Origin of the sequence: Roseibaca sp. Y0-43 (genome assembly GCF_020667835.1) — a bacterium.
In the GTDB taxonomy this organism is placed as follows: domain Bacteria; phylum Pseudomonadota; class Alphaproteobacteria; order Rhodobacterales; family Rhodobacteraceae; genus Roseinatronobacter.
This window is the reverse complement of sequence record NZ_JAFMPR010000009.1, coordinates 49,986-75,264: the sequence shown is the minus strand read 5'-3', so window position 1 is coordinate 75,264 and position 25,279 is coordinate 49,986. Positions and strand designations below refer to the sequence as shown.

Genomic DNA, 25,279 nt, shown 5'->3' with positions numbered 1-25,279 from the left:
GTGGCCCTGCTGGGAAAGGCTTGTTTGCGCCGCATTTCGCCACAAGCCCGACCTGGGTGCGCGCTTTCGCGCGGGCTGTTCGGCCAAGCAAATGCTTGCCAAAGTGCCCGGTTACGGGCCACAACTTCGTGACCGCGCAAAGCAGGAGCGCCTTGATGAGCCGGAAAATTGCCTTTGTCGCCAGTCCGGTGGCCGAGCCGCAGGCGGCGCTGGCCGAGTTGTCCGCCCTTTATGGCAACGTCCCGCTGGAGCAGGCCGATGTGATCGTCGCGCTGGGCGGCGACGGGTTCATGCTGCAAACCCTTCACGCAACGCAGCAGATCGACCTGCCGGTCTATGGCATGAACCGCGGCACCGTGGGGTTCCTGATGAACGCCTATGCGCGCGACGGGCTGGAAGAGCGGCTGGCGCAGGCGGAAATGGCACTTCTGAACCCGCTGGAGATGCGGGCGGAACGGGTGGACGGCTCTTTCTCGCAGGCGCTTGCCATCAACGAAGTGTCTTTGCTGCGGCAGGGGGCGCAGGCGGCAAAGTTGCGGATCTTGGTCGACGGGCGAGAGCGGCTGTCCGAATTGGTCTGCGATGGCGCAATGGTCAGCACGCCGGCCGGCTCGACCGCGTATAACTATTCCGCCCATGGCCCGATCTTGCCGGTCGGGTCCGACGTCATGGCCCTGACCCCTGTCGCGGCCTTTCGGCCCCGGCGCTGGCGCGGGGCGCTTTTGCCGAAATCCAGCAAGGTCCGCTTCGAGGTCGTCGAGCCCGACAAACGCCCGGTGATGGCCGATGCCGACAGCCGGTCGGTGCGTAATGTCGTCGCGGTCGATATCGCGTCGCGTGGCGACATCGTGCACAAGCTTTTGTTCGACCCCGGCCATGGCTTGGAAGAGCGCTTGATTCGCGAGCAATTCGCCTGAACGCAGTCGCGGGGCGGGGTTAGTATCACTCATTCGGTTCGCCCAGTATTGCTGCAAGCTGCGCTCGAAGTTCTGCGGATTGACGCAGCTCCGTTCGGCCTTGCGCCAGAAGCCCGCTGTCTGCTTGCGCCGGTGAGGGCGGGGTTTCGCTGGAAAGGGTTTCCGTTTCGCGCACGCTATTTTCCGCTGCCGTTGCCGGGTCTTGCAGGGCTGCGCCCAAGGCGTCTTGTGCTTCCGTCTCCGGTGGTGCAGCACTGGTTGCGGCCATCTCGACAGGCGGCGCGGCCCCATCGGGCGCGCTGGGCCGTGGGTTGGTGCTTTCGGCGCGCGGCGGGGCTGCGGTGGGGTCTGCCACATCTTGCGTCGGGCCCGGCATCGCGACCGGGTCCGTGAGCGCCAGCGCTTCACGGTCGAAGCCCAACGCTTTCAGGCGTTCGGCAAGTTCGGACCGTGTCGGGGCAGAGATCAGATCATGTTCCCAAGGGCTATGGGTGAACACGTTTGTGACGAAATCGGTATCGTTCGCAGCCGATGCCAGCCGCGAATAGAGATGGTCCAGAAGCGGGGCGCGTGTGTCCGCAGAAAGATCGGCCTCGGAAGAGATGGCGATCTCGAAGGCCTCAGGGAACATGCCACCATATGCCAAAGCGCGCGCGGTGGCAGTTGCGAAGGCGCGACCTTCGTCGCTGCGCCGCAAGGCGAATTGCCGGTTCATCGCGGCGGTCAAGCCATCCGCAGGCAGCGGCAGGGCTTGGGCGTTGGCATGTTCGAGCATGAGCAGAAATTCTGCATCGCTCAATGTGTGCCATGCGGCGGTATCGAGATCCGCGATCGCTTCGGGATCGGCCGACAAGAGCGCGGGGCGCGCGTTTTCAATGCCTTCTCCCGGCGTGGGCGCTGTTCTTTGCAGGGTCGCCTGGACGAGCGTGGCAGCCTCTGCAGCGTTATTTCGCACAAGCTGCTGCACGATATTTGGGCCAAGATGCGCGCGCATCGGGGCCGACAGGGCTTGCACCGCGCGCACAAGGCGCGCTTCGGCATCGGGCTGCGCAAGGGTTTCTTGCGGGTTTGCCAAGAAGGCCCAGAGCGTGTCGGCGTCAGAACATGTCGCAACCTTCAGCAACACTTCGGGGTTGGGCGGTGGCTGCAAGTCGATGATGTAGCTAAGGTTTCCCAGCTGCGTTCTTGCCCCTGATGCCGGCAGCAGGCCAAGGATCGCGCGCGCTTCCGCGCCGAAACCCGCGCTCAGGAAAGCAGCGGCGAGCGATTGGGCCTGGGCGGGGTCGACCCGGTCGAGCGGGTCGTAGAGAGAGGCCCAGCCCGTGCCGAACAATCCGCCTTCGGTAGGGCTTGTCCATGCGTCAAGCAGAGTGCTTGGCGTTTGGTCGCAGCGTTCTGGCAGAAGGGTCCGGGCCGGCGCATTCGGGCCCGGTGCCACACGCAAATGCGCGGCGGCGCTGTCTGGTAACACGACGGTGCTGGCGGTATCCGTTCTAAAATCCGGGTCTGGCGACAGCACGCCACGGGAAACGGCCCCCGAAAGCGATTTGGTCAGCCCTTGCAGAAGCCGCTGGGCCTGAATTTCCACCTCTGGGTCGGGAATTGGGGCAGGAGGGGCTTGTCGTGCGGCAAGCTGGTCTTCGGCGCGAATGCCGAAACCCGGTGCGACCTCGGCCATGCCGGGCGCGCGCAACGCTTGCGCCAGGGCTACGCCCGCGCGTGCAGCGACACGGTCGTCCTTTGCGATCTGCGCCGTCAGGCTGGGCCGGGGTTTCGGGCGTGGCAAAATGCCGGGGTCGTCAGCGCCGGGAAGCGGAGTGACGATATCGACGATGATCTGGCTGGCGAACCCCTCGACGACGCGCAAGGGGCAGTCGCAGCCAAGATAGAGCCGCACGCCCGTCGGCATCGCCTCGACCTCTTTCAGGCGCGTGCGGGGGATGCGGTCGAAGGTGCGGGACACGTCGATCGAAACAGAGGCATCGTCGATGATAAGGTCGACAAACTCCGCCTGCGGGACCAGCCGCCACGAAACCTGGTCGGGCAAAGTCAGCACGAGGCGGGTGAAATCGCTATGCTCGCCCGCGCGCAGGATGGTTTCGCTTTGTTGGCCAGCAGCGGAGTGCGCAGAGCAGAGCGTCAGCAACATTGCAAAGGTCTGGATCAGTCTGCGCATCGCTCAAGCTGCCGCCTTTTTCAACTCGCGCATCGCCTCTTCCAGGTCCGAGAATTCGGGCCGCACATGGTGCGGTGTGTTCTGCCGTCCGACCTCTATGCAGATATTGGCAGGGTGCGCATGCAGATTGGCGATCAGCACCTCTCTGATAAGCTGGAAGAAATGGTCGTCTTCGGCGACGATGGCGCTCATGCGGCTGGCGATCGGCCCAACGAAGCCATAGGCGAGGAACACGCCCAGAAAAGTTCCGGTCAAAGCGCCGCCGATCATCTTGCCCAAGACCTCTGGCGGTTCGTCGATTGCGCCCATTGTCTTGATAATGCCCAGCACGGCCGCGACGATGCCCAAGGCGGGCAGCGCATCGGCGACCACCTGCACGGCGTGGCTGGTATGCAGGGCATGATGGCGCTGCGCCTCTAGCCGTTTATCCAGTACTTCCTCGACCTGATGCGGATCGTCATAGTTCATAGAGGCCGCGCGCATCGTGTCGCAGATCAACTCGATCGCGTCATGGTCCTTCTGGATTTTCGGATACGCGCCGAAAATGCTCGAAGTCTCTGGCGATTCGATATGTTCTTCCACGGCGACAGGGTTCTGACGGGCAAGCCAGATAAGCTGGAACAGCAGGCACAGCAGGTCGCGGTAGTCCTGGGCGTGCCATTTCGGCCCCTTGAAGACCTTGCCGATATCGCGCCCGACGCCCTTGATGGTGGCCATGTCATTGCCCAGCACGAACGCCCCTAGGGCTGCGCCGCAGATCATCACCATCTCGAAGGGCAGCGCCTTGAGGATGATCGTCATGGACCCGCCGGCCCCAAGATAGCCGCCGAAGACCAGACCGACGACGAGCACAATTCCAATGATCGGTAGCACGTGAACCTCTTGTCAGTGAATCGTCGCAAGGACTGCGTCGCTGTTGGAGTGACTATCCCGGACGAGGTTTAAGTTTCGGTTTCCGTGTCCGGGAAATTCCAAGCAATTTTCATCAGTTGCGTGGCGTATTTGCGTGGCGGCCCGCAAGGACCGCGCTGATTCCATAGGCCAGTGTCGGATCGAGCTCTGCCATCACCTCGCCCGCGAATTGCGGGTCTAGACGAGCGATGAAGCCGGCCGCGAATTCTGTATCCATAGTCGAGAAGAGCGCGGCGGCCTGTGGCGGTTTCATATGTTCGAACACCGTGGTCAACCGGGTCAGGTCGGTCTCTGCCGCGGTTTCGGTCAGCGCCAGCGTCGCGCTCAAGCGCTCCTCGGCGGCTTGCAGTTCCGCGATTTGCGCGCGCAGGCTGTCCTCGGCTGTGCGCAGGCGTTCGGCCCTTTCTTCTAGGGCTTTCTCTTGCTCGGCCAGCCGCGCTTCGCGGGATCGCAGGGCTTCGAACAGGGCGCCGGCGTCTTGCGCGGGGGTTTGCGTGACGGGCGCAGAGACCTCCGGGCCGTCTGCCGCCAATGCGCTCACCACGCCAAGGCTGAGGCGCGACAGGCCCGCCGCGAAGAAAAGCCCGGCCAAAAGCGTCAGGACAATGCCCAATCCCTTGCCGCGCTTATGAGTTTTCCGGCTCATGTGCGGCTCCCGACGCGGGCGCGGGTGGTGCGCAGGCGGTGTTCGGGCGCGCGCGAGCGCTCCAGCGGTTCGAAGGTATCATCGCCTTGCCCCCAGAAAGAATCGGGCGCGACGGCGCTGGTCTGGGCCGCGGGCGCTGCCTTCGGGCGGTCGGCGGCCATCAGCAATTCCAGCCGCCGTGCCGCCTGTTCCGCTGCTGCAATTTGTTGGCCAAGCGTGCTTTCGCGCTGCGCCGCCCCTGATTCGGCGGCGGACAAAGCGCGCGTCAGCTGGTCGACCTGGCTGGACAGCACCGCGATCGCGCGCCCCACATCGCCGTCAAGCCGCGTGAAGGCCCGAAGGCGGCGCGACAGAAGCAGACAATAGGCCGCCGCCAGAAGCGCGCCCGAACCGATTGCGATATCTGCAAGAATCTCCATGTCTCGCGCTCCTTAATTGAGGATGAATTCGGTGATGAGGAAATCGTCGACCAGGTCTTCGCCCGCGACCATCTGCAAACGCCGCAAGATCTGCGCGCGCAGCCGGATCAGGGCGGCGCTGTCTTGCAGATCGCGCGGCTCTATGGCGCGCAGATAGGTGTTCATCACCGCAAGGAAGCGCGGGCGATACCCTTCGGCCTCTGCCAGGCGGCCGTCGGCGATCTCTATCTGGGCGGACATGCGCAGATGCTGCGCGCCGTCGGGATTGGCCAGCGACAGTGTCAGCTGGTCGATCGGCATATAGCTTGGCATGGGCGCGGCATGGGCTGCTGTGGCGTGCTCTGCCTCGGGCACCTTGTGGCCGAGAATCATCCCCGAATAGACCGCGTAAAACCCGCCGCCCCCAAGCAAAGCTGCCCCCGCCACGCCGATCAAAATGGGCAACAACCCCTTCTTTTTAGGCGTATTTTCCGTGTTCGTGTCCGATGTGTCTGCGTTCTGCGACATGGATCCTCGCAAGGCTCTGAAATTTTCTCCTTTCTGACACAAGGTCACTAACCGAATCTTAAACCCTCGCCGCGATGTTGAACTTGTCGAACGGGCAGAACGCCCGCTGGAAGGGAGCATCGTGGTGCAGCAAGTCAAAGCACTCTGGACAACACTCGACATGCGCAGCCGGCTGGTGGCAGGCGCGATCGGCCTGGGCGCGGTCGTGGTCATCCTGTTCATCGCGCAGCAGGGGCTGAAGCCGGGGCAGGCCTTGCTTTATGCCGGGCTGGAAGAGGCCGCGGCGGGCGAGGTGATCCAGGCGCTGGAAGCGCGCGGGGTCGCGTATGAGGTGCGTGGCGACGCAATTTACGTGCCCACCACCGCGCGCGATGAATTGCGGCTGATGCTGGCGGCGGCGGGCTTGCCCGCGAATTCGCACACCGGCTACGAATTGCTCGATTCCCTGACCGGGTTCGGCACCACCTCGCAGATGTTCGACGCGGCCTATTGGCGTGCGAAAGAGGGCGAGTTGGCGCGCACGATCGTGGCCAGCCCGCATGTGCGCAGCGCGCGCGTTCATATCTCGCAAGGTGTCAGCGGCGCGTTTCGGCGCGACATTGCGCCCACAGCGTCTGTTTCGGTCACGACAAGCGGCGGCGCGATTTCGGTCGAGCAGGCGCAGGCGCTGCGTTTCCTCGTGGCCTCTGCCGTGCCGGGAATGACGCCGCAGGACGTGTCCATCATAGACGGCGCGAACGGACTGGTTCTGGGGCCGGACGACACGCAGCAGCCCGCCGCGCAAACCGCTGACCGTGCCCGCGAGTTGCGCCGTAATGTCGAGCGGTTGCTGGAAGCGCATGTCGGGCCGGGCCGCTCCGTGGTAGAGTTGTCGATTGATACGGTCACCGATGTGGAAACCATAACCGAGCGCCGGATCGACCCCGAAAGCCGGATCGCGATCCGCGCCGAGACGGAGGAATCGCGCAGCACCAGCACCGATTCGCGTGCGGCCGGTGTGACCGTGGCCTCCAACCTGCCCGATGGCGATGCGGCGGGCGAGGGCGGCGCGGCTGAAAACTCGGAAACGGTGACGCGTGCGAACACCGATTACGATATCTCCGAGACGTTGCGCGAAATCCAGCGCGGGCCCGGTGCGATCCGGCGCATGACGGTGGCGGTGCTGATCGACGGCGTGGAAGAAGCGCAGCCCGACGGCACCTTGGCATGGCGCCCCCGCAGCGCCGAAGAGTTGGAAACCCTGCGGGGGCTCGTGGCCTCTGCGGTCGGTTTCGACGAGGCGCGCGGCGACATCATCACCTTGGAATCACTGCGTTTCGAGCCGATGAGCGCGCTTGGCACCGAGGCGCGGGCGGGGCTGTTCGCCAATTCGGCGCTGGACCTTATGACGCTGCTACGCTGGGCGTTCCTGCTGGCGGTGCTCGCGATTTTCATCCTCTTCGTGCTGCGCCCGCTCTTGACGGCCGCCCGTCAGGACCGAAGCGCCGCCCCCGATGGCTTGCTGGCGCTCGACGGGCCTTTCCCGCCGGGCGAGGGCGTTCAACGTCTGGGCGCAGAGGGGTTTGACACAGCAACGCCCGAGCAGGACGACCCGGTCGCGCGGCTGCGCCGCATGATCGAAGAGCGGCAGGACGAATCCGCCCAATTGCTGCGGCACTGGATGGAAGACCGAAAGGAGCGTTCATGATGACCGCGATGTTGAGACTGGAAAGCTTCGACGGCGAACGCGCGCCGCTGGATGACACGCCCGTCACCCCGCACGAGGTGGAGACCCTGCGCAGCCGCGCGTTCGAAGAAGGATATGGCGCCGGCTGGACCGACGCGCTGGAGCAGATGCGCAACGAGGACGCCCTGCGACGTTCCGCCGCCGAGGAAGCGTTGCAAGCGGTCGCCTTCAGCTACCGAGAGGCGACGGCGGCGCTGGAGGGCAGTTTCATCGAACTGGCCGGGCAGATGATCGCAGCCATTTTGCCGGGACTGGCGCGCGACGCCTTGCCGGAGCACCTGGAGCGGGAATTGCGCGCGGTGGCGGCGAAGCAACTGGCGGGTCGGCTGGAAGTGCTCTGCGCGCCATCGGTGCGCGACGCGCTGGCCGAACGCTGTGCGCAGGTGGCGGGCCTTGAGGTGACGCTGCTGGACGAGCCGAGCTTCTCTGAAGCGCAGGTCATGCTGCGCATCGACCAGACAACCCGGATGATCGACCTCGACGGCGTTCTGGCCGCGCTGACAGAGGGGCTGAGCGCCCCAACATATCACAAGGAAGCCTCTCATGGATGATACAAGCCTGTCCCCCACGGCCCCCGACCGCGACGGAAGCGCAATTTTGGGCCAAGTGCCGATAGAGATCACGGTGTCGGTGGGCTTTGCCCGACCGGTGGTGCGCGACCTGATGCGGCTGCGGCGCGACGCGGTGCTGCCGCTGGATCGGCGCATCGACGATCCGGTCGAACTATACATCGGCGACAAACTGATCGCGCGTGGCGAGCTGCAAGAGATGGAGGGCGATCAGGCCGGGTTTCTGGGCGTGCGCCTGACCGAATTGGCCAATCTTGACGAGATGCTCTGAGCGATGCGCTGGCACGTTCTGACACTTGCGCTTGCGATCTGGCTGGCCGCGCTTGTGCCTGCCGCGGCGCAAGAGCTCAGCCTGCAACTGGGCGAGGGTGGCTCGCTCGCGGTGCGGGGGACGCAACTTCTGGTTCTGCTGACCTTGCTGAGCCTTGTGCCCGGCATCCTTGTCATGGTGACGTGTTTTCCCTTCATCGTTACGGTCCTGGCCATCTTGCGGCAGGCGTTGGGCCTGATGCAGTCGCCGCCGAACATGTTGATGATCTCGCTCGCGCTGTTCCTGACCTATTTCGTGATGGAACCGGTTCTGACAGACGCTTGGCAGAACGGAATCGTGCCACTCAACGACGGGAGCCTGTCGCTGGAAGAAGGCTTCCTGCGCGCGGCAGAACCGTTTCGCCTGTTCATGGCAGCCCGGATAGAGCCGGACACCTTCGAAAGCCTCGCCAGCTTGCGACCGGACGCCCAAGCCACGCTTGGCCCCGATGCGCCGCTGTCGTTATTGGTGCCGTCTTTCATGCTCAGCGAAATCGCGCGGGCGTTCCAGATCGGGTTCCTGATCTTTCTGCCCTTCCTCATCATCGACCTTGTGGTCGCGGCGGTGCTGATGTCGATGGGGATGATGATGGTGCCCCCGGCAATCGTGTCGCTGCCGTTTAAGCTGTCGTTCTTCGTGATCGCGGACGGCTGGCGGCTGATTTCCGAGGCCCTGGTGCGCAGTTACTTCTAGCGCGCAGGCCCCGATACCCCAGAAAGCAAAAGGCGGCAGTCCCAGGGAGGAGGAGGGGACTGCCGCCGATTATGCACGACCCCAGGGAGGAGGAGGGGGGCCGCCACAATGTCATGGGCCGAAGCCCGATCCTGAAGGAAACCGGCAGGGAGGAGGAGGCCGGTCTTCCTTACGAGCGCCCCCGGGAGGAGGATAGAGGCGATCGTTCCGTTCCGCGTGCCGATCTTGCGACCGGGGCGGTATTTCTGGCGGCGGCCAAGGGAGGAGGAGAAAGCCGCCGCCGTAATCAAGCCCTGGGAGGAGGATAGGGCCTGAAACTCAATTCTCGAATGCTGCCTCGTAGGCGAGGCGCGAAATCATTGACCGGCTGATGCCCAGATCGTCCAGCTCGCGGGTTGTCAGCGCGTTCAGTTCCGCGTAGGTCCGATTGTAGACCCGGCGGCGGGCAAAGGCGTCAGCGATCCGTGCCAGAAGCCCGAAAGAAGGCAGGCGGATGCTGCGCGTGCCAATATTTTCAGCGATATGTGCCATCTTGGTGCACCTTTGGAATGTCGTTGTGGCCCGTTTGGCCCTTCGTTGAAACCAAAGATAGGCGCATGCTGCGGGTGCGCAATGGCTGATGCTGCAATGCAGCTATGCACTTTTGGCATATTTACCTTACGTCATTTTCCTGCCGCTTATGGATTGGGCAACCCTCTGCAATTTCGATGATTGCGAGGGCAAATTGTGAAGCCAACGCAGCCATGACCCGGATCACGCCCCGCGGGCGTCGGTCGAAATGCGCTGATTTCTTGACAGATGCGTGCCGTTTGCCTCTTGCCGCCGGGGGTGGTGTGACCATGTATTGGGCAACCTCAAGATGGAGCCCAAGATGACCCAGACGCGCGAAGCAATCCTGTCCGCCCTCGACACGGTCAAGCTGCCCGATGGCGGCACCCTTGTCGCGCGCGATCTGGTGCGCGCGCTGGTGATCGACGATCATTCCGTGCGCTTCGTGATCGAGACGCCCTCGGCAGAGATCGCGAAAACCTATGGAGAGGTGCGCGCGCAGGCTGAGAAGGTGGTCGCGGCCTTGCCCGGTGTTCAATCGGTCTCTGTTGCACTGACCGCCCATTCGGCGCCGAAAGCGCCGCCCAGCCTGAAGGTCGGTCGCCATCCCACCCCGCAAGAGGGCCGTCAGGCTGTGCCGGGTGTGACCCATCTGCTGGCGGTCGGGTCTGGCAAGGGCGGCGTTGGCAAATCGACCGTGGCCGCCAATCTTTCGGTGGCGCTGGCGCGCAAGGGGCTGCGGGTCGGGCTGCTGGACGCCGATATATATGGCCCCAGCCAGCCCAAGATGATGGGCGTCGACAAGCGGCCCGCATCGCCCGACGGCAAGCGCATCCTGCCGCTGGACGCGCATGGCGTGAAGATGATCTCTATCGGGTTGATGCTGAAAGGCGACGAGGCCGTGATCTGGCGCGGTCCGATGCTGATGGGCGCGCTTCAGCAATTGCTGACACAAGTGGAATGGGGCGCGCTGGATGTGTTGATCGTCGATATGCCGCCAGGCACCGGCGATATCCAGCTGACCCTGTGCAGCAAATTCGATGTTCGAGGCGCGGTCGTCGTCTCGACCCCGCAGGATGTGGCGCTTCTTGATGCGCGCAAGGCGCTGCGCGCATTCGAGACGCTGAAAACCCCGGTTCTGGGCCTGATCGAGAACATGTCGACCTTCATCTGCCCGCAATGCGGCCATGAAGAGCATATTTTCGGCGAGGGCGGCGTGCGGAAAGAGGCGACGAAGCAGGGCTTGCCCTTCTTGGGAGAGTTGCCGCTGAGCGTGGAAGTACGCCTGGCCGGCGACGGCGGCGTGCCCGTTGCGGCAACTGACAGCCCCGTGGCCAATGCCTATGCACGGATCGCGGACAAGCTCATCGCCGAGTTGTAAGCGCCGCGCCGCACCCGTTCGGGAATTGATGGAATCGGCGCACAGCCGCCGGGAAAGGCCACACGCACGAATCACTCGCCCGTGATCCGTGCGTGTTTTTTTATGGATTCGCGTCTGGTTTTCAGCGAGTCTGTGGCGGGTGCGCCACAATTCCGGGCAAAGCTTGCAGCTATCGGGATTTCATGGAACATTTTTCATGGCGCAGGAATTCCCTCGAATTCACCTTACATATAGAGTTGATCTGTTTTTGTTCTCACAACATGTAGTCTAAAGGGTCTGAATGCCTGCCTATATTCTGTATGTTGCGGTGGTCGCGAAGGCGAGATTCTTACAAGTTTTCCCAACTTGGTGATTGATTACCATGAAATCCCATGGCAATCATTGTTTCCAAGATAAACGGGCATCACAGGGGCACAAAGACCCCGCAGAGGCAGAGTTCATACAGGCCCCGCTTTATCTGCAAAAACACAGATCCGGCGCGCTCGCGAGCAGCATCCCCTCCCCCCAAGGAAGCGAGCGCCAACCGGGCACCCAGCGATGGGACAGTCGGCGGATCGGGCAGTGGCAGCAGCTCGATCCGCCGTTTTCATTTCCGGCACCCGACCGGCGCCGGGCACAGACGAAGGACCGCCCAACGTGGCACGCAGGTTCAGAGGCTCTTTCCACCAGAAGGTGGACAGCAAAGGCCGGGTTTCCATCCCGGCCAGCTTCCGGCGTGTCATCGAAGAGGGCGATCCGGACTGGACCGACGGTCTGCGCCCCAATCTTGTGATCGTGCATGGCATGGACAGCCAGAAACGGCTGGATTGCTACACGATGACCGCGATCGAAGAGATCGAAGAGGGCATCAGCGACATGCAGCCCGGCAGCCCCGAGCGCGAAATGCTGGAACTGACCTTTCACGGTCACGCCCTTGACGCGCAGATTGACGAGGACGGGCGTATCGTGCTGCCGCAACGCCTGCGCGACAAGCTGGAGCTGGAGCCAAACGAGGCCGCCTTCTTCATCGCGAAGGGCGACCATTTCCAGATCTGGAAGGAAGAAACCTTCACGGCCGTCAAATCGCGCCGCACCGAGGTGTTCCTTGTCGGTCAAGACCCCGATTTCGACCCGCGTATCCATCTGCCGCCGCGCAAGGCCAAGCGGCCCGCCGATATGGATGCCGAAGCGCTGCTGCGTGACCTGCTCTCTCGTCGCAATTAAGTGTGATGCAAGACGCAAGCCCCCATATCCCGGTTCTGCTAACCCCCATCCTGACGCATCTGGCCCCGATTTCCGGGGTCTGGCTGGATGGCACATTGGGCGCGGGCGGCTATGCGCGGGCGCTGTTGCAGGCGGGCGCGGCGCAGGTGATCGGGGTGGATCGCGACCCGCTGGCGCTGGACATGGCGCGCGACTGGGGCGCGGAGTATGGCGACCGTTTGCGCCTTGTGGCGGGCAATTTCGCGCAGCTGGACGAACATGCAGGCGGGCCGTTGGATGGCATCGTGCTGGATCTGGGCGTGTCGAGTATGCAGCTGGACCTGCCCGAGCGGGGGTTTTCCTTTTCCAAGGACGGGCCGCTGGACATGCGCATGTCGCAATCGGGCCGCTCGGCGCGCGACATCGTCAACACCGCCTCGGAGGAAGTGCTGGCCGATATCCTGTTCCATTACGGCGAGGAACGTGCCAGCCGCCGCATTGCCCGCGCCATCGTGAAAGCCCGGCAAGACGCGCCCATCGAGCGCACTGGCCAGCTGGCGCAGATCGTCGCGGCCTGCCTGCCGCGCCCCAAGCCCGGTCAAAGCCACCCGGCCACGCGCAGCTTTCAGGGCTTGCGCATTGCCGTGAACGCGGAATTCGACGCGCTGGTCGATGGGCTGGAAGCGGCAGAGCGCGCGCTCAAGCCCGGTGGCAAGCTTGCTGTGGTCAGCTTTCATTCGCTCGAAGACCGGATCGTGAAGCGCTTCCTCGCGCAGCGTGCGGGGCAGGGGGGCGGCGGGAACCGCTTCGCACCCGAGGCCCCGCAGACAGAGGCGCGCTTCAAGCTATTGGAAAAGAAGGGCATTGCGGCGGATGACGCGGAACTGGCGCTGAACCCGCGCGCGCGCTCGGCCCGGTTGCGGCTGGCCTTGCGCACCGATGCGCCCGCCGGGCCTGCCGACCGCAGCGGGCTGGGACTGCCCCGAATGACAGAGGTGTAAGCCATGCGAAGCATTCTGTATCTATTGACCGCGCTGGCCGTGATCGGGCTTGCGACATGGGCCTATCGCGAGAACCACCTGACGCAGCAAGCGATGAACATGCGCACGAGCCTGGAGCGTGAAATTTCCCGGCTAGAGGCCGAGATTTCCGTGCAGCGGGTGGAATGGGCCTATCTGAACCGCCCCGACCGGCTGCGCGCGCTTGTGGATTTCAATTTCGACACGCTCAGGCTGGTGCCCATCACCGCTGACCATTTCGGAGAGATCGGCGACATCGCCTATCCCGCCCCGCAAGCGCATCTGCAGGTGGGCGAGGGCATAGAAGTGTTTGGCGCGTTGCAAACCCTGTCGGGCACGACCGACCCCGCATCCGAGGAGCAGCCATGATCCGCAAGCCCCTGCGCCCCCTTGCCCGGATTCTGAAAGCCCGCGAACAAGGCGAAAACCCGGATTACATCGAACAGGAAAACCTGCGCCTGCGCCGTCAGGAGCTGCGCGATACCGGGCGGATGCAGGCCGAATTGCGGCTGTTGCTGCTGGCGTTGATCTTCTTGTCGGGTTTCGTGCTGCTGGGCGCGCGGATGGGGCTATTGGCCGCGACCGAACCGCTGGAGGTGCGCGCGGGCCTGATGGAAGATATCTCTGGCGCGCGGGCGGACATCACCGACCGAAATGGCCGCGTGTTGGCCACGAACCTTGCCACCCACGCGCTTTATGCCGAAACCCGGCGCATGGTTGACCCGCTGCGCGCGGCGCGCGAGTTGGGCCGCATTTTCCCCGATATGGATGTGGATCGCCTGGCCGCCCGCTTCACCGACCCCGACCGCCGCTTCGTCTGGGTGCGCACGCAGCTTTCGCCCGAACAAAAGCAGGCCGTCCATGACATTGGCGAGCCGGGGCTGATGTTCGGCCCGCGCAAGATGCGGGTCTATCCCAATGGCCGGGTGGCCGCGCATGTGCTGGGCGGGGCGCGCTATGGCGAACAAGGGGTGCGCGCGGCCGAATTGCTGGGCGTCGCAGGCGCGGAGCTGTATTTCGAGGACCGTCTGCGCGACCCTGCCCAGGCCAACCAGCCCTTGCGCCTGTCCATCGACCTGCCGCTTCAGGCCACCGTGACCGAAGTCTTGTCCGGCAGCATGGCGGTCCTGAACGCGCGCGGGGCGAGCGCCGTCTTGATGGATGCCTATACGGGCGAGGTGCTGAGCCTTGTGTCATTGCCCGATTTCGACCCCAACGACCGCCCCGCGCCGCCCACCTCGGGCGAACCGGCTGACAGCCCGCTGTTTAACCGCGCCGTGCAGGGGTATTATGAACTTGGTTCCGTGATGAAGGCCTTTGCCGTCGCGCAGGCGCTCGACGAAGGCGCGGTCACGCCCGACACGATCATCGACACGCGTGGCCCGATCCGTTGGGGCCGGTTCGAGATCGACGATTTCCGCGATTACGGCAACGAAATGTCCGTCACCAAGGTGATGGTCAAATCCTCGAATATCGGGACCGCGCGCATGGTGCAGGCCATGGGGGCAGAGCGTCAGCAGGCGTTTCTGCGGCGTTTCGGCCTGCTCGACTCGGCCCGGATAGAGCTGGCCGAGGCCGCTCGTGCGCGCCCCTTGCTGCCCGATCCGTGGTCGGAATTGTCGGCCATGACCATTTCCTACGGCCATGGCATGACCACCAGCCCGCTGGCGCTCGCCGCGGGCTATGCGACGCTGGTCAATGGCGGCTACGCGATCACGCCCACGCTTTTGCGCCGCGATGCCCCGCAAGAGGGCGCGCAGATCATCAGCGCGCGCACATCGGCCCAGATGCGCAAGATATTGCATGACGTGGTTTTCGAGGGCACGGCGTCTTTCGCGCGCATTCCGGGCTATCCGGTCGGCGGCAAGACCGGCTCTGCCGACAAGCCCGCGCCCAATGGCGGCTACAAGGAAGACGCGGTTCTGGCGACCTTCGCCTCTGTCTTTCCGTCGCATGACCCGAAATACGTGCTGATCGTGACGCTGGACGAGGCCGTCGATACGACCGGGCCAGAGCCGCGCCGCACCGCGGGCTGGACGGCGGTGCCGACGGCGGCAGAGATCACGCGCCGCGTGGCCCCGCTTCTGGGTCTGCGGCCCGTGTCGTTTGCAGAGGCCGAGGCGAAGTTTCAAGCCGACCTGCGCGCGCAATGACCACCGCGCCATGCGGGCCATTGAACCCGTGCGCCAAAACGGGGTAACAGAACGGCAATCCGCCCCATGCCCCGGCTGTTTGAAGGAACCCGCGCGTGTCCGACCTGCCTGCCCGCCCCCTGTCAGAGCTTGGCCTGAACCCCGTGCGCGGGGAAAACGCGGTGGTGACGGGTATCAGCCTTGATAGCCGCGCGGTCCCCAAGGGCGCGCTTTTCGCAGCGCTTCCCGGCAGCCGCGTGCACGGGGCCGAGTATATCGCGACCGCCCTGGCGCGCGGCGCAAGCGCCATCCTGACCGACCGCGCGGGCGCGGACATCGCGGCAGACGCGCTTGCCGCGTCCGACGCGGCGCTCGTGCTGGCCGAAGACCCGCGCGCGGCCTTGTCGGGGGCGGCTGCCTTGTGGTTCGGCGCGCAGCCCGCCGTCATGGCGGCGGTTACGGGCACCAATGGCAAAACTTCGGTCGCAAGCTTCACCCGCCAGCTTTGGGCCGCGCTGGGCCATGAAGCGGCCAATCTGGGCACAACCGGGGTCGAAGGCGCCTATAGCGCGCCACTGGGCCATACCACGCCCGACAGCGTGACCTTGCACCGTCTGCTGGCCGATATGGCGCGCGAGGGCGTCACCCATTGCGCGATGGAGGCGTCGTCGCATGGGTTGGACCAGCGCCGTCTGGACGGCGTCACCCTGCGCGCGGCGGGGTTCACGAATTTCACGCAGGACCATCTGGATTATCACCAGACGATGGACGCCTATTTCCGCGCCAAGGCGCTGTTGTTCGAGCGCGTTCTGCCCGAAGATGGCGTCGCGGTTCTGAACATGGATGACCCGCGGGGGGCGGACCTGTTGGCAATTGCCGAGGCGCGCGGCCTTGGCACGCTGACCGTCGGGCGCGACCCGGATGCCGATATTCGCCTGTTGGGTCAGCGGTTTGATGCCTCTGGTCAGGTCTTGCGTTTCGGCTATGACGGCGTGACCTACCAGCAGACTTTGCCGTTGATCGGTGGCTTTCAGGCGGAAAACGTGCTTGTGGCCTATGGGCTTGTTCTGGCCTGCGGGGCCGATCCTGCGGAGGCGGCGGCGCAATTGCCTCGGCTGGACGGGGTGCGCGGGCGGATGCAGCTTGCGGGCACCCGTGCGAACGGCGCGACCGTCTTTGTCGATTACGCCCACACACCCGATGCGCTGGCAGTGGCCCTTCAGGCGCTTCGCCCGCATGTGATGGGGCGGCTGGTGGTCGTGTTCGGGGCGGGCGGCGACCGCGACCGGGGCAAACGCCCGCTGATGGGCGCGGCGGCGGCGGAACATGCTGATGTTGTATTTGTGACAGATGACAACCCTAGATCCGAGGAACCTGTCGCAATCCGTGCAGAGATTTTGAAAGCCTGCCCCGATGCGACCGAAGTTGCTGACCGCGCCGAAGCAATCCTGCGCGGGGTCGATGCGCTTGGTCCGGGCGACGCGCTTCTGATCGCGGGCAAGGGGCATGAGACGGGTCAGATCGTGGGTGACACCGTTTATCCGTTCGATGATCTGGAACAGGCCTCGCTGGCCATCGCCGCGCTGGAGGAACGGGCATGACCCTCTGGACTGCGCCTGACGCCGCTGCGGCCACCGGGGGCAAGGCGACCGGCGACTGGCTGGTCACGGGCATTTCCATCGACACGCGCAGCCTGCAACCGGGCGATTTGTTCGTGGCCCTGACCGCCGCCCGTGACGGGCATGATTTCGTGGTCGACGCGCTTTCCAAGGGCGCAGGCGCGGCGTTGGTGTCGCGCAGACCCGAAGGTGTGGCGGATGATGCGCCGCTTCTGGTCGTGCCCGACGTTCTGGAGGGGCTGCGCGCACTCGGCGCAGCGGGCCGCGCGCGGTCCAAGGCCAAGGTCATCGGGATCACCGGGTCGGTCGGCAAGACCTCGACCAAGGACATGGCGCGCGAGATGCTGGCGGAATTCGGTAAGGTCCATGCCGCAGAGGCCAGTTTCAATAACCATTGGGGCGTTCCGATCACGCTGGCACGCTTGCCGCAAGATGCCGATTTCGCCGTGATCGAGATGGGCATGAGCAATGCGGGCGAGATTGAACCCCTGACCACGCTAGCCCGGCCAAATGTTGCAATAGTGACAGCGATAGCGCCCGCGCACCTTGAATCCTTGGGCAGTCTGGAAGCGATAGCGCAGGAAAAGGCAAGTATCTTTGCCGGGCTGGAACCCGGCGGCACGGCGATTTACCCCGCCGACCTGCCCACCAGCCCGATCCTCGATGCCGCCGCCAAAGCCCATGCCGCCACCTGCCTGCCCTTTGGTGCAGGCGATGTGCCCCTGCACCTGCATGACATCCGCCAGACCGAAACCGCGCTGGTCGTCCGCGCCAAGGTCGGCCGCATGGCGCTGGCTGTGCGCCTGGTCAATTCTGGTGTTCATGCCGCGACCAACGCGCTGGCCTGCCTCGGCGCGGCCCATGCGCTGGGGCTGGATCTTGCACGCGCGGCCCATGCCTTGGGGCGCTGGCAGCCGCCCGCGGGCCGGGGCTTGCGGCAGGACATCCTGCTCGACCCGGTCGAGGATGCGCGCTTTACCCTGATCGACGACGCGTTCAACGCCAACCCCGCCTCGATGACAGCCGCGCTCGCGCTGCTGGCGCAGGCAACCCCCGGTCCCGGCGGGCGGCGCATCGCGATCCTTGGCGATATGCTGGAGCTTGGCCCCGATGAACTGGCCATGCACAAAGCGCTTGCGCAAGACTCAGCGATGCCGCAAATCCGCCTTGTCCATTGTGTCGGGCCGCGCATGGCCAGCTTGCACGCAGCGCTTCCCGCCCGCCAGCGCGGCAAACGGGTCGACACCGCCGAGGCGCTGGTCGATCACGCCCATCATCTGGTCGCGCCGGGCGATGTCGTGCTTGTCAAAGGGTCCAAGGGCAGCCGTGTATCGCGCGTGGTCGATGCGCTGCGCGGCCTTGATACTACATCCTCGCAGGAAAAGGGGTCGTAATGTTTTTCTGGTTGACCGAGTTCGCCGATACCCTGCCGGGGTTCAACCTGTTTCGCTATATCACCTTCCGGGCGGGGGCCGCGTTCTTCACCGCGCTTGTGTTCGGCTTCTTCTTCGGGCGACCGCTTATCAATCTGCTGAAGCGCCGCCAGTCGAACGGCCAGCCTATCCGCGAAGACGGACCGGAAAGCCACCTTCTGACCAAGACCGGCACGCCCACCATGGGCGGCTTGCTGATCCTCTCGGCCTTGACCGTTTCGACCCTGCTTTGGGCGCGGCTGGACAATCCCTATGTCTGGATCGTGCTGCTGGTCACGATCGGCTTCGGCCTGATCGGCTTTGCCGATGATTTGGCCAAGGTGTCGAAGGGCAATGTCAAAGGTGTGCCGGGCCGCGTGCGCCTGGCCCTTGGCACGCTGATCGGCGTGCTGGCCAGCGCGGCCGCCATGTATGCTCACCCGGCAGAGCTTCAGGGGCAATTGGCCGTGCCTGTCTTCTCTGAAGTGCTATTGACGCTGGGTTGGTTCTTCATCCCCTTCGGCGCGTTCGTCATCGTGGGCGCAGCGAATTCCGTCAACCTGACCGACGGTCTGGACGGGCTGGCCATCATGCCCGTTATGATCGCGGGCGCGACCTTGGGCATTATCGCTTATGCCGTGGGCCGGGTCGATTTCACGGCCTATCTGGATGTGCATTACGTCCCCGGCGTGGGCGAGCTTTTGATCTTCACCGCGGCGCTTGCGGGCGGCGGCTTGGGCTTTTTGTGGTATAACGCGCCGCCTGCCGCCGTGTTCATGGGCGACACGGGCAGCCTTGCGCTGGGCGGCGCGCTTGGCGCGATTGCCGTGTCGATCAAGCATGAAATCGTGCTGGCCATCGTCGGCGGTATTTTCGTAGTCGAGACGATGTCGGTCATCATCCAGGTGCTTTACTTCAAGAAAACCGGCAAGCGCGTGTTCCTGATGGCCCCGATCCACCACCATTTCGAGAAGAAGGGCTGGGCAGAGCCGCAGATCGTGATCCGGTTCTGGATTATCGCGCTGGTGCTGGCGCTGATCGGGCTTGCCACGCTGAAAGTGCGCTAAGCGCGATCTTGCAGCTTCATCTGGCCCCAAATACTCTGGGGCCAGACTGGGGGCAAAGCCCCCTGAAAAATGGCGTCGGGGTGCGCAGCCCCTTCCGGTTGAAAGGCATGTTACATGATCCCGGTGCAAGGGTTTGAAGGGCGCCAGGTTGCGGTGCTGGGGCTTGGCCGCTCGGGGCTGGCCACCTGTCGCGCGCTGGCCACAGGCGGCGCGGTGCCGCTGGCATGGGATGACAGCCCCGATTCCCGCGCCCGCGCCGAAGCCGAGGGCATCGCGCTGCAAGACCTGTCGCGCGCCGACTGGTCACAGATAGCGGCGCTCATCACCAGCCCTGGCATTCCGCACCTTTACCCCGCGCCGAACCGTCATATCGCGGCGGCCTTGGCTGCGGGTGTGCCGGTCGACAACGACATCGGCCTGTTCTTTCGCAGCATGGCAACGCTGTCGAACATGGAGATGGACACGCCGCCCAAGGTCGTGGCCGTCACCGGATCGAACGGGAAATCCACCACCACGGCGCTGATCCACCATATCCTGACCGCTTTGGGACGGCCTTGCCAGATGGCGGGGAATATCGGCAAGGGGGTTTTGTCCATTGACCCGCCGCAAGATGGCGAGGTGATCGTGCTGGAGCTGTCCAGCTACCAGACCGAACTGGCCCGCGCGCTGACGCCCGATATTGCCGTCTTTACCAATCTTTCACCCGACCATCTGGACCGTCATGGCGGGATGGGCGGCTATTTCGCGGCCAAGCGCCGGCTGTTCGCAGAGGGCGGACCGGATCGCGCCATCATCGGCGTGGACGAGGTCGAAGGCCTGTTCATGGCGGGCCAGCTGTCAGAGGCGCGCGAGGATGCGCGGGTGATCCGCATTTCGTCCGGGCAAAAGCTGACCGGGCCGGGCTGGAATGTCTTTGCGCGCAAGGGGTTTCTGGCCGAATACCGGGGCGGGCGGCAAGTGGCGTCGATTGATCTGCGCGCCATGCCGGGCCTGCCGGGCGCGCATAACCACCAGAATGCCTGTGCGGCTTATGCGGTTGCGCGCAGCCTTGGCGCGGCCCCGCGCGCGATCGAAGACGCGATGGCCAGCTTCACGGGCCTTCCGCATCGCAGCCAGTTGGTCGCCGAAGCAGGCGGGGTGCGCTACATCAACGATTCCAAGGCCACCAATGCCGACAGCGCCGCGAAAGCGCTGCAAGCCTTCGAGCGCATCCGCTGGATCGCGGGCGGCTTGGGCAAAGAGGGTGGCATCGCCGCGCTCGTGCCGCATCTGGACCGTGTCAGCAAAGCCTACCTGATCGGGCATTCCGCCCGCGAATTCGCCCTGCAACTGGGCGAGCACCCGCATGAGGTGTTCGACACGCTTGACCAAGCCACCGCCCGCGCCATGGCAGAGGCAGAGGCGGGCGATACCGTCCTGCTGGCCCCCGCAGCGGCCAGTTTCGACCAGTTCCCCGATTTCGAAGCGCGCGGCGCGGCCTTCATCGCCGCCGTGAAAGCGGGGCTGGGGCAGGCATGAACGAAGACACACCGCGCGGCTTTGCCTTCGCGCTGGGCGCATTCGCGATCTGGGGCATCTTGCCCTTCTACTTTCGCGCGCTGGGCCATGTGCCCACGCCGGAAGTGGTCGCCCATCGCGTGGTCTGGGCCGTGCCCGTGGCCTTGGGCTGGCTGTTGTGGCTTGGGCGCACGGCGGATTTGCGCATGGCCATCCGCACGCCGCGCATGTTGGGCATGGCCATGGTGACGGCGGCGCTGATCTCTCTCAACTGGGGCACCTATGTGTGGTTGATCCAGTCGGGGCAGGCGATGGACGCGGCCCTTGGCTATTACATCAACCCCATCTTCAGCGTCTTTCTGGGTGCGATCTTCTTGGGCGAGCGGCTGAGCGCGCGGCAATGGGGGGCGGTGGGCCTTGCCATCGCCGCCGTGCTGGTCCTGACAATCGAGGCGGGCAGCCTGCCCATGGGCGCGCTGGTGCTGGTCTTTTCCTGGGGCGGCTACGCGTTTTTCAAGCGTGCCTTGCCCATCGGCCCGAACCAGGGCTTCGCGCTGGAAGCGCTGATCCTTTTGCCCTTCGCGCTGGGTTTCATGGCGTGGCAAGCGGGGCAGGGGCAGCTTTTCGCGGCCCGTGCCGGGGCGCTCGACTGGGCGCTGCTTTTGGGCTGCGGATTCATCACCGCCGTGCCGCTGATCCTGTATGCAAACGGGGCCAAGGGGTTGCGGCTGTCGACCATCGCCATCGCGGGCTATTCGATCCCGACGATCATTTTCCTGATCTCGGTTCTGGCCTTCAAGGAACCGTTCGAGGGTGCGCGCCTGATCGCCTTTCCCATGATCTGGGCGGCGATGGCGCTCTATATCTCTGAAGTGCTGCGCCGCCGCCGCGCGGCGCAGGCTTGACCGCCACGCGCCCCGTGCCAGTTTGAGGGGGATGAAATTGACCCTGATTGCCCTGACCGTGCTGGCGGCGCTGTGGTATGCTGTCACCCGCGCTCCGTTCTACCTGCCGCCCACCGATGCCGCGACGCCCGCGCTCCCGGATGGCCCCGCGCGGGTGTTCGGATTTGCCACGCTGACCAACCCCTTGGTGCGGCTGGTTGTGGTCGGGCGGTGGGTACCTGCGGAACCCGCGCGCCTACGGGGCTGGCGGCGCGGGGCCGGGCGCAATATCGTCGAAGGGCCGGATATGGTCTTGGACGGCGTTGTCTTTACGGTCTCGCCACAGGAAATGCTACGCCTTGACCGATACGAGCGCACGGGCCGACGCTACCGGCGCGATCTGATGATGTTGGAAGACGGCTCCAGCGCGTGGGTTTACCGCCTGATCGGCACCCAAGGGCTGGAAGCGGTCGAGGATTAATTATGGACCCGCTGCATTCCGCCTTGCCCCGCGACCGTTTTCTGCCCTTGCCCGACCATGCCGGGTCAAGTGCGGGGCGCAAAACGGGCATAGAGGTGGAATTCGCGGGCCTCTCGCCCGAACAGGCGGCCGAGATCGTGCGTGCCGAATGGGGCGGCACGGTCACGCGGGACGGGCCGCGCGATCTGGTGGTGGCGGATGGGCGGTTTGGCCGTGTGAAGATCGAACTCGACATTACCCTTAAAAACGCATGGGCCGAAGATATGGCGGCGGGGATCTTGGGCGATCTGGTCCCGGTCGAGATTGTCACCGCGCCCATGGCCCAAGCCGATCTGCCGCAGGTCGAGGCGTTGTTGTCTAGGCTGGCCGCTGCCGGGGCCGAAGGATCGCGCGCGCATTTCGCCTATGGCTTTGGCGTGCATCTGAACCCCGAACGCCCCGATGACGCGGCGACCGTGGCGATTGCCCGCGCCTTCGCGTTGCTGGAGGATTGGCTGCGCGCGTCCGACCCGCTGGACCCCGCGCGCCGGGTGCTGCCCTTCGTCGATCCGTGGCCCCGCCCCTTGGTCGATGCGCTGGCCTTGGCCGAGGACTGGTCGCTTGCCGATCTGGGGCGGGCTTATGCCCAAATGGCACCCTCGCGTGGCTACGGGCTGGACCTGCTGCCGCTGTTGCAAGACGCCTGCCCTGACACGCTCGCGGATGTGCCCGAGGACCAGTTGAAAGGCGGGCGCCCGACCTTTCACTACCGCTTGCCCGAAACCCGGCTGGACGAGGCGGATTGGTCGCTCGCCTATGAATGGAACCGCTGGTGCGTGGTCGAAAAGGTGGCCGCAGATGCCGATCTGCTGGCGACATTGGCGCAGGAATGGCAAGCCTATCGCGCGAAACTGACGACCACGCGGGGGGATTGGCTGGCCTTGGTGACAGAACGGCTGACTTCGGCGCGGCTGATCTTGTGACAGGCCACATCGCCAAAACAAAAGACGCGCGCCTTTGGGGCACGCGTCCGAAGTCTTGGCGCGGCTGCAAGGCAACCGCACCCTGTTACTGGTCCAGAAAGCTCCGCAGCTTGCGCGAGCGCGAGGGGTGTTTCAGCTTGCGCAGCGCCTTCGCCTCGATCTGGCGGATACGTTCGCGGGTCACGCTGAACTGCTGGCCCACTTCTTCCAGCGTGTGGTCGGTGTTCATGCCGATGCCGAAGCGCATCCGCAGCACCCGTTCTTCGCGCGGGGTGAGGGATGACAGAACCCGCGTCGTGGTTTCGCGCAGATTGTCCTGAATGGCGCTGTCGAGCGGCAGAAGCGCGTTCTTGTCCTCGATGAAATCGCCAAGCTGGCTGTCTTCCTCGTCGCCGATGGGCGTTTCCAGCGAAATCGGTTCCTTGGCGATTTTCATCACCTTGCGAACCTTATCCAGCGGCATTTGCAGCTTTTCGGCCAGTTCCTCCGATGTCGGCTCGCGGCCGATTTCGTGCAGCATCTGGCGGCCGGTGCGCACCAGCTTGTTGATCGTTTCGATCATGTGCACCGGAATACGGATGGTGCGCGCCTGATCTGCGATCGAGCGGGTGATGGCCTGACGGATCCACCATGTCGCGTAGGTGCTGAACTTGTAGCCGCGACGGTATTCGAACTTGTCCACGGCCTTCATCAGGCCGATATTGCCTTCCTGAATAAGATCAAGGAATTGCAGGCCGCGGTTCGTGTATTTCTTGGCAATCGAGATCACCAGACGCAGGTTCGCCTCAACCATTTCCTTCTTGGCCTGACGTGCCTCTTTCTCGCCCTTCTGGACCTGCGCCACGATGCGGCGGTATTCGTTGATGTCCACGCCCACATATTGGCCGACCTGCGCCATGTCGGCGCGCAGCTCTTCAACCTTGTCGCGCGAGCGCTCCATCAGCGCTTGCCAGCCGCGACCCGGCTTTTCTTCCATCCGGTCGCACCAGGTCGGGTCCAGTTCGGACCCGCGATATTCGTCGATGAATTCGCGGCGGTTGATGCGGGCCTGATCGGCCAGCTTCACCATGGCGCTGTCGATGGACATAATGCGCTTGTTGATGCCGTAAAGCTGATCGACCAGCGCTTCGATACGGTTGTTGTGCAGGTGAAGCGAGTTCACCAGCTCCACGATCTCGCCGCGCAGCTTCTGGTATTGCTGTTCCTGCGCATCGCTGAACGTGCCCGCTTCGCGCAGGGTGGCGTCGATGCGCGCGTCCTGCATTTCGGACAGGCGTTCGTAATCCTCTGCGATGCGGTCGAGCGTTTCCAAAACGCGCGGTTTCAGCGCGGCTTCCATCGCCGATAGCGACAGGTTGGAATGTTCGTCATCCTCTTCATCGTCGTCACTGCGCGCAATCGGGTTGCCGTCGGCGTCCAGTTCCGGCTCTGCGCTGCGCTCGCGCTTCTGTTCGTTCGCGCCGCCGTTCAGCCCTTCGGTCACGGGCACGCCGTCATCTTCGTCCAGCGAGTTGCCGAAGGTGGTTTCAAGGTCGATCACGTCGCGCAGCAGAACGTCTTCGTTCAGCAATTCGTCGCGCCAGATGGTGATCGCCTGAAAGGTCAGCGGGCTTTCGCATAGGCCCGCGATCATGGTGTTGCGCCCGGCCTCGATCCGCTTTGCGATGGCGATCTCGCCCTCGCGCGACAACAGCTCGACCGAGCCCATTTCGCGTAGATACATGCGCACCGGGTCGTCGGTGCGGTCCAGCGTTTCAGAGCTGGACGAGGTGGCAACAGCCACATCGCGGCTGGTCGAAACCTCGACCAGATCGCCGCCCTTGGCGTCGCCCTCGTCGCCCTCGTCGTCATCCTCGACGACATTGACCCCCATTTCCGACAGCATCGACATCACGTCTTCGATCTGTTCGGAAGAGACCTGTTCCGGCGGCAGCGCCTTGTTCAGCTGTTCGTAAGTGATGTAACCGCGCTCTTTCGCCTGTGCGATCATCTTCTTGATCGAGGCTTGGCTGACGGTTTGGGTCTCTTCAACTTCCATATCGTCGTTGCGGGTGTCGTCAGTGTCTTTGGCGGCCATGGAAGCTCCCAAGTAAATTGCGAAGATACCCGCCCCGATTCAGACGAATCGGGTGAACGCGCATCGGTGCTGGGTATGATTTAGGGGCAGATTGCCGGATTTTCCAGTTAGGGTGTGCATATTTGGTCGTTAATGCCACCGC

General features: G+C 64.3%; 24 protein-coding genes. 17 read left to right on the top strand and 7 right to left on the bottom strand.

Annotated elements, in window-relative coordinates:
- Nucleotides 1–155: 155 nt before the first annotated feature.
- Nucleotides 156–917 carry an NAD kinase gene (locus J1C52_RS11980; protein ID WP_227428186.1) on the top strand — a complete coding sequence of 254 codons (762 nt, stop codon included), beginning with the start codon at nucleotides 156–158 and terminating at the stop codon, nucleotides 915–917.
- A 25-nt stretch (nucleotides 918–942) separates the two neighbouring features.
- Here the strand turns inward: J1C52_RS11980 and J1C52_RS11975 are convergent, their stop codons facing one another.
- The 5 genes from J1C52_RS11975 to J1C52_RS11955 all read right to left on the bottom strand — a co-directional run bounded on the left by J1C52_RS11975 (nucleotide 943) and on the right by J1C52_RS11955 (nucleotide 5,514).
- Nucleotides 943–3,093 carry a hypothetical protein gene (locus J1C52_RS11975; protein WP_227428185.1) on the bottom strand — a complete coding sequence of 717 codons (2,151 nt, stop codon included), beginning with the start codon at nucleotides 3,091–3,093 and terminating at the stop codon, nucleotides 943–945.
- A 3-nt stretch (nucleotides 3,094–3,096) separates the two neighbouring features.
- On the bottom strand, nucleotides 3,097–3,966 hold the full coding sequence (gene motA / locus J1C52_RS11970; protein ID WP_227428184.1) for a flagellar motor stator protein MotA: 870 nt from the start codon (nucleotides 3,964–3,966) through the stop codon (nucleotides 3,097–3,099).
- A gap of 112 nt (nucleotides 3,967–4,078) precedes the next feature.
- Complete coding sequence (locus tag J1C52_RS11965; protein WP_227428183.1) at nucleotides 4,079–4,651, bottom strand: MotE family protein; 573 nt, start codon at nucleotides 4,649–4,651, stop codon at nucleotides 4,079–4,081.
- Nucleotides 4,648–5,070, bottom strand: coding sequence for a hypothetical protein (locus tag J1C52_RS11960; protein ID WP_227428182.1), 423 nt, complete (start codon nucleotides 5,068–5,070; stop codon nucleotides 4,648–4,650). The genes J1C52_RS11965 and J1C52_RS11960 overlap by 4 nt, the downstream gene beginning before the upstream one ends.
- Nucleotides 5,071–5,082: 12 nt before the next feature.
- On the bottom strand, nucleotides 5,083–5,514 hold the full coding sequence (locus tag J1C52_RS11955; RefSeq protein ID WP_227428181.1) for a flagellar basal body-associated FliL family protein: 432 nt from the start codon (nucleotides 5,512–5,514) through the stop codon (nucleotides 5,083–5,085).
- A 187-nt stretch (nucleotides 5,515–5,701) separates the two neighbouring features.
- Between J1C52_RS11955 and fliF the strand changes: the two genes are divergently transcribed.
- Genes fliF through fliP form a run of 4 tightly spaced genes read left to right on the top strand, consistent with a single transcriptional unit; the run spans nucleotide 5,702 to nucleotide 8,875 of the window.
- A complete protein-coding gene (fliF, locus tag J1C52_RS11950) occupies nucleotides 5,702–7,264 on the top strand; it encodes a flagellar basal-body MS-ring/collar protein FliF (protein WP_227428180.1) in 1,563 nt (520 codons plus the stop codon).
- The gene (locus J1C52_RS11945) at nucleotides 7,261–7,854 is read left to right on the top strand and encodes a hypothetical protein (RefSeq protein ID WP_227428179.1); all 594 of its coding nucleotides are present in this window, start codon (nucleotides 7,261–7,263) and stop codon (nucleotides 7,852–7,854) included. Before fliF ends, J1C52_RS11945 begins: the two co-directional genes overlap by 4 nt.
- The gene (locus J1C52_RS11940; protein WP_227428178.1) at nucleotides 7,847–8,143 is read left to right on the top strand and encodes a FliM/FliN family flagellar motor switch protein; all 297 of its coding nucleotides are present in this window, start codon (nucleotides 7,847–7,849) and stop codon (nucleotides 8,141–8,143) included. Before J1C52_RS11945 ends, J1C52_RS11940 begins: the two co-directional genes overlap by 8 nt.
- 3 nt (nucleotides 8,144–8,146) lie before the next feature.
- Nucleotides 8,147–8,875, top strand: coding sequence for a flagellar type III secretion system pore protein FliP (gene fliP, locus J1C52_RS11935; protein ID WP_227428177.1), 729 nt, complete (start codon nucleotides 8,147–8,149; stop codon nucleotides 8,873–8,875).
- A gap of 318 nt (nucleotides 8,876–9,193) precedes the next feature.
- On the opposite strand, the gene J1C52_RS11930 is transcribed toward fliP, so the two are convergent.
- On the bottom strand, nucleotides 9,194–9,406 hold the full coding sequence (locus J1C52_RS11930) for a DUF1127 domain-containing protein (RefSeq protein ID WP_227428176.1): 213 nt from the start codon (nucleotides 9,404–9,406) through the stop codon (nucleotides 9,194–9,196).
- A 340-nt stretch (nucleotides 9,407–9,746) separates the two neighbouring features.
- Here J1C52_RS11930 and J1C52_RS11925 point away from each other — a divergent pair, with 340 nt between their 5' ends.
- The 12 genes from J1C52_RS11925 to J1C52_RS11870 all read left to right on the top strand — a co-directional run bounded on the left by J1C52_RS11925 (nucleotide 9,747) and on the right by J1C52_RS11870 (nucleotide 23,060).
- Nucleotides 9,747–10,805: an Mrp/NBP35 family ATP-binding protein gene (locus J1C52_RS11925; RefSeq protein WP_227428175.1), complete on the top strand. Its 1,059-nt coding sequence runs from the start codon at nucleotides 9,747–9,749 to the stop codon at nucleotides 10,803–10,805.
- A gap of 636 nt (nucleotides 10,806–11,441) precedes the next feature.
- A complete protein-coding gene (gene mraZ / locus J1C52_RS11920) occupies nucleotides 11,442–12,008 on the top strand; it encodes a division/cell wall cluster transcriptional repressor MraZ (protein ID WP_227428174.1) in 567 nt (188 codons plus the stop codon).
- Nucleotides 12,009–12,013: 5 nt separating this feature from the next.
- Nucleotides 12,014–12,988, top strand: a complete 975-nt coding sequence (rsmH, locus tag J1C52_RS11915; RefSeq protein WP_227428173.1) for a 16S rRNA (cytosine(1402)-N(4))-methyltransferase RsmH — start codon at nucleotides 12,014–12,016, stop codon at nucleotides 12,986–12,988.
- 3 nt (nucleotides 12,989–12,991) lie between these two features.
- Nucleotides 12,992–13,375, top strand: a complete 384-nt coding sequence (gene ftsL, locus J1C52_RS11910; protein ID WP_227428172.1) for a cell division protein FtsL — start codon at nucleotides 12,992–12,994, stop codon at nucleotides 13,373–13,375.
- Complete coding sequence (locus J1C52_RS11905; protein ID WP_227428171.1) at nucleotides 13,372–15,159, top strand: peptidoglycan D,D-transpeptidase FtsI family protein; 1,788 nt, start codon at nucleotides 13,372–13,374, stop codon at nucleotides 15,157–15,159. The genes ftsL and J1C52_RS11905 overlap by 4 nt, the downstream gene beginning before the upstream one ends.
- 95 nt (nucleotides 15,160–15,254) lie before the next feature.
- Nucleotides 15,255–16,739, top strand: a complete 1,485-nt coding sequence (locus J1C52_RS11900) for a UDP-N-acetylmuramoyl-L-alanyl-D-glutamate--2,6-diaminopimelate ligase (protein ID WP_227428170.1) — start codon at nucleotides 15,255–15,257, stop codon at nucleotides 16,737–16,739.
- Nucleotides 16,736–18,151, top strand: a complete 1,416-nt coding sequence (locus J1C52_RS11895; protein WP_227428169.1) for a UDP-N-acetylmuramoyl-tripeptide--D-alanyl-D-alanine ligase — start codon at nucleotides 16,736–16,738, stop codon at nucleotides 18,149–18,151. Before J1C52_RS11900 ends, J1C52_RS11895 begins: the two co-directional genes overlap by 4 nt.
- Nucleotides 18,151–19,236 carry a phospho-N-acetylmuramoyl-pentapeptide-transferase gene (gene mraY / locus J1C52_RS11890; RefSeq protein WP_227428168.1) on the top strand — a complete coding sequence of 362 codons (1,086 nt, stop codon included), beginning with the start codon at nucleotides 18,151–18,153 and terminating at the stop codon, nucleotides 19,234–19,236. Before J1C52_RS11895 ends, mraY begins: the two co-directional genes overlap by 1 nt.
- 114 nt (nucleotides 19,237–19,350) lie before the next feature.
- Nucleotides 19,351–20,754, top strand: a complete 1,404-nt coding sequence (gene murD, locus J1C52_RS11885) for a UDP-N-acetylmuramoyl-L-alanine--D-glutamate ligase (RefSeq protein WP_227428167.1) — start codon at nucleotides 19,351–19,353, stop codon at nucleotides 20,752–20,754.
- Nucleotides 20,751–21,638 (top strand): EamA family transporter RarD, encoded by an 888-nt coding sequence (gene rarD, locus J1C52_RS11880; protein WP_227428166.1) that lies wholly within the window; start codon nucleotides 20,751–20,753, stop codon nucleotides 21,636–21,638. Before murD ends, rarD begins: the two co-directional genes overlap by 4 nt.
- A 31-nt stretch (nucleotides 21,639–21,669) precedes the next feature.
- Entirely contained in the window at nucleotides 21,670–22,098 is a 429-nt protein-coding gene (locus J1C52_RS11875) for a gamma-glutamylcyclotransferase family protein (RefSeq protein WP_227428165.1), read from the top strand.
- A gap of 2 nt (nucleotides 22,099–22,100) precedes the next feature.
- Nucleotides 22,101–23,060 (top strand): amidoligase family protein, encoded by a 960-nt coding sequence (locus J1C52_RS11870; protein WP_227428164.1) that lies wholly within the window; start codon nucleotides 22,101–22,103, stop codon nucleotides 23,058–23,060.
- A gap of 85 nt (nucleotides 23,061–23,145) precedes the next feature.
- Here J1C52_RS11870 and rpoD read toward each other — a convergent pair whose 3' ends face one another.
- On the bottom strand, nucleotides 23,146–25,137 hold the full coding sequence (gene rpoD / locus J1C52_RS11865) for an RNA polymerase sigma factor RpoD (protein ID WP_227428163.1): 1,992 nt from the start codon (nucleotides 25,135–25,137) through the stop codon (nucleotides 23,146–23,148).
- Nucleotides 25,138–25,279: the final 142 nt, after the last annotated feature.

Coding starts and splice junctions, on each gene's coding strand:
- J1C52_RS11980 (WP_227428186.1), top strand. CDS start 156: ATGAGCCGGAAAATTGCCTTTGTCGCCAGTCCGGTGGCCGAGCCGCAG.
- J1C52_RS11975 (WP_227428185.1), bottom strand. CDS start 3,093: ATGCGCAGACTGATCCAGACCTTTGCAATGTTGCTGACGCTCTGCTCT.
- J1C52_RS11965 (WP_227428183.1), bottom strand. CDS start 4,651: ATGAGCCGGAAAACTCATAAGCGCGGCAAGGGATTGGGCATTGTCCTG.
- J1C52_RS11960 (WP_227428182.1), bottom strand. CDS start 5,070: ATGGAGATTCTTGCAGATATCGCAATCGGTTCGGGCGCGCTTCTGGCG.
- J1C52_RS11945 (WP_227428179.1), top strand. CDS start 7,261: ATGATGACCGCGATGTTGAGACTGGAAAGCTTCGACGGCGAACGCGCG.
- J1C52_RS11940 (WP_227428178.1), top strand. CDS start 7,847: ATGGATGATACAAGCCTGTCCCCCACGGCCCCCGACCGCGACGGAAGC.
- fliP (WP_227428177.1), top strand. CDS start 8,147: ATGCGCTGGCACGTTCTGACACTTGCGCTTGCGATCTGGCTGGCCGCG.
- J1C52_RS11930 (WP_227428176.1), bottom strand. CDS start 9,406: ATGGCACATATCGCTGAAAATATTGGCACGCGCAGCATCCGCCTGCCT.
- J1C52_RS11925 (WP_227428175.1), top strand. CDS start 9,747: ATGACCCAGACGCGCGAAGCAATCCTGTCCGCCCTCGACACGGTCAAG.
- rsmH (WP_227428173.1), top strand. CDS start 12,014: ATGCAAGACGCAAGCCCCCATATCCCGGTTCTGCTAACCCCCATCCTG.
- ftsL (WP_227428172.1), top strand. CDS start 12,992: ATGCGAAGCATTCTGTATCTATTGACCGCGCTGGCCGTGATCGGGCTT.
- J1C52_RS11905 (WP_227428171.1), top strand. CDS start 13,372: ATGATCCGCAAGCCCCTGCGCCCCCTTGCCCGGATTCTGAAAGCCCGC.
- J1C52_RS11895 (WP_227428169.1), top strand. CDS start 16,736: ATGACCCTCTGGACTGCGCCTGACGCCGCTGCGGCCACCGGGGGCAAG.
- mraY (WP_227428168.1), top strand. CDS start 18,151: ATGTTTTTCTGGTTGACCGAGTTCGCCGATACCCTGCCGGGGTTCAAC.
- murD (WP_227428167.1), top strand. CDS start 19,351: ATGATCCCGGTGCAAGGGTTTGAAGGGCGCCAGGTTGCGGTGCTGGGG.
- rarD (WP_227428166.1), top strand. CDS start 20,751: ATGAACGAAGACACACCGCGCGGCTTTGCCTTCGCGCTGGGCGCATTC.
- J1C52_RS11875 (WP_227428165.1), top strand. CDS start 21,670: ATGAAATTGACCCTGATTGCCCTGACCGTGCTGGCGGCGCTGTGGTAT.
- J1C52_RS11870 (WP_227428164.1), top strand. CDS start 22,101: ATGGACCCGCTGCATTCCGCCTTGCCCCGCGACCGTTTTCTGCCCTTG.
- rpoD (WP_227428163.1), bottom strand. CDS start 25,137: ATGGCCGCCAAAGACACTGACGACACCCGCAACGACGATATGGAAGTT.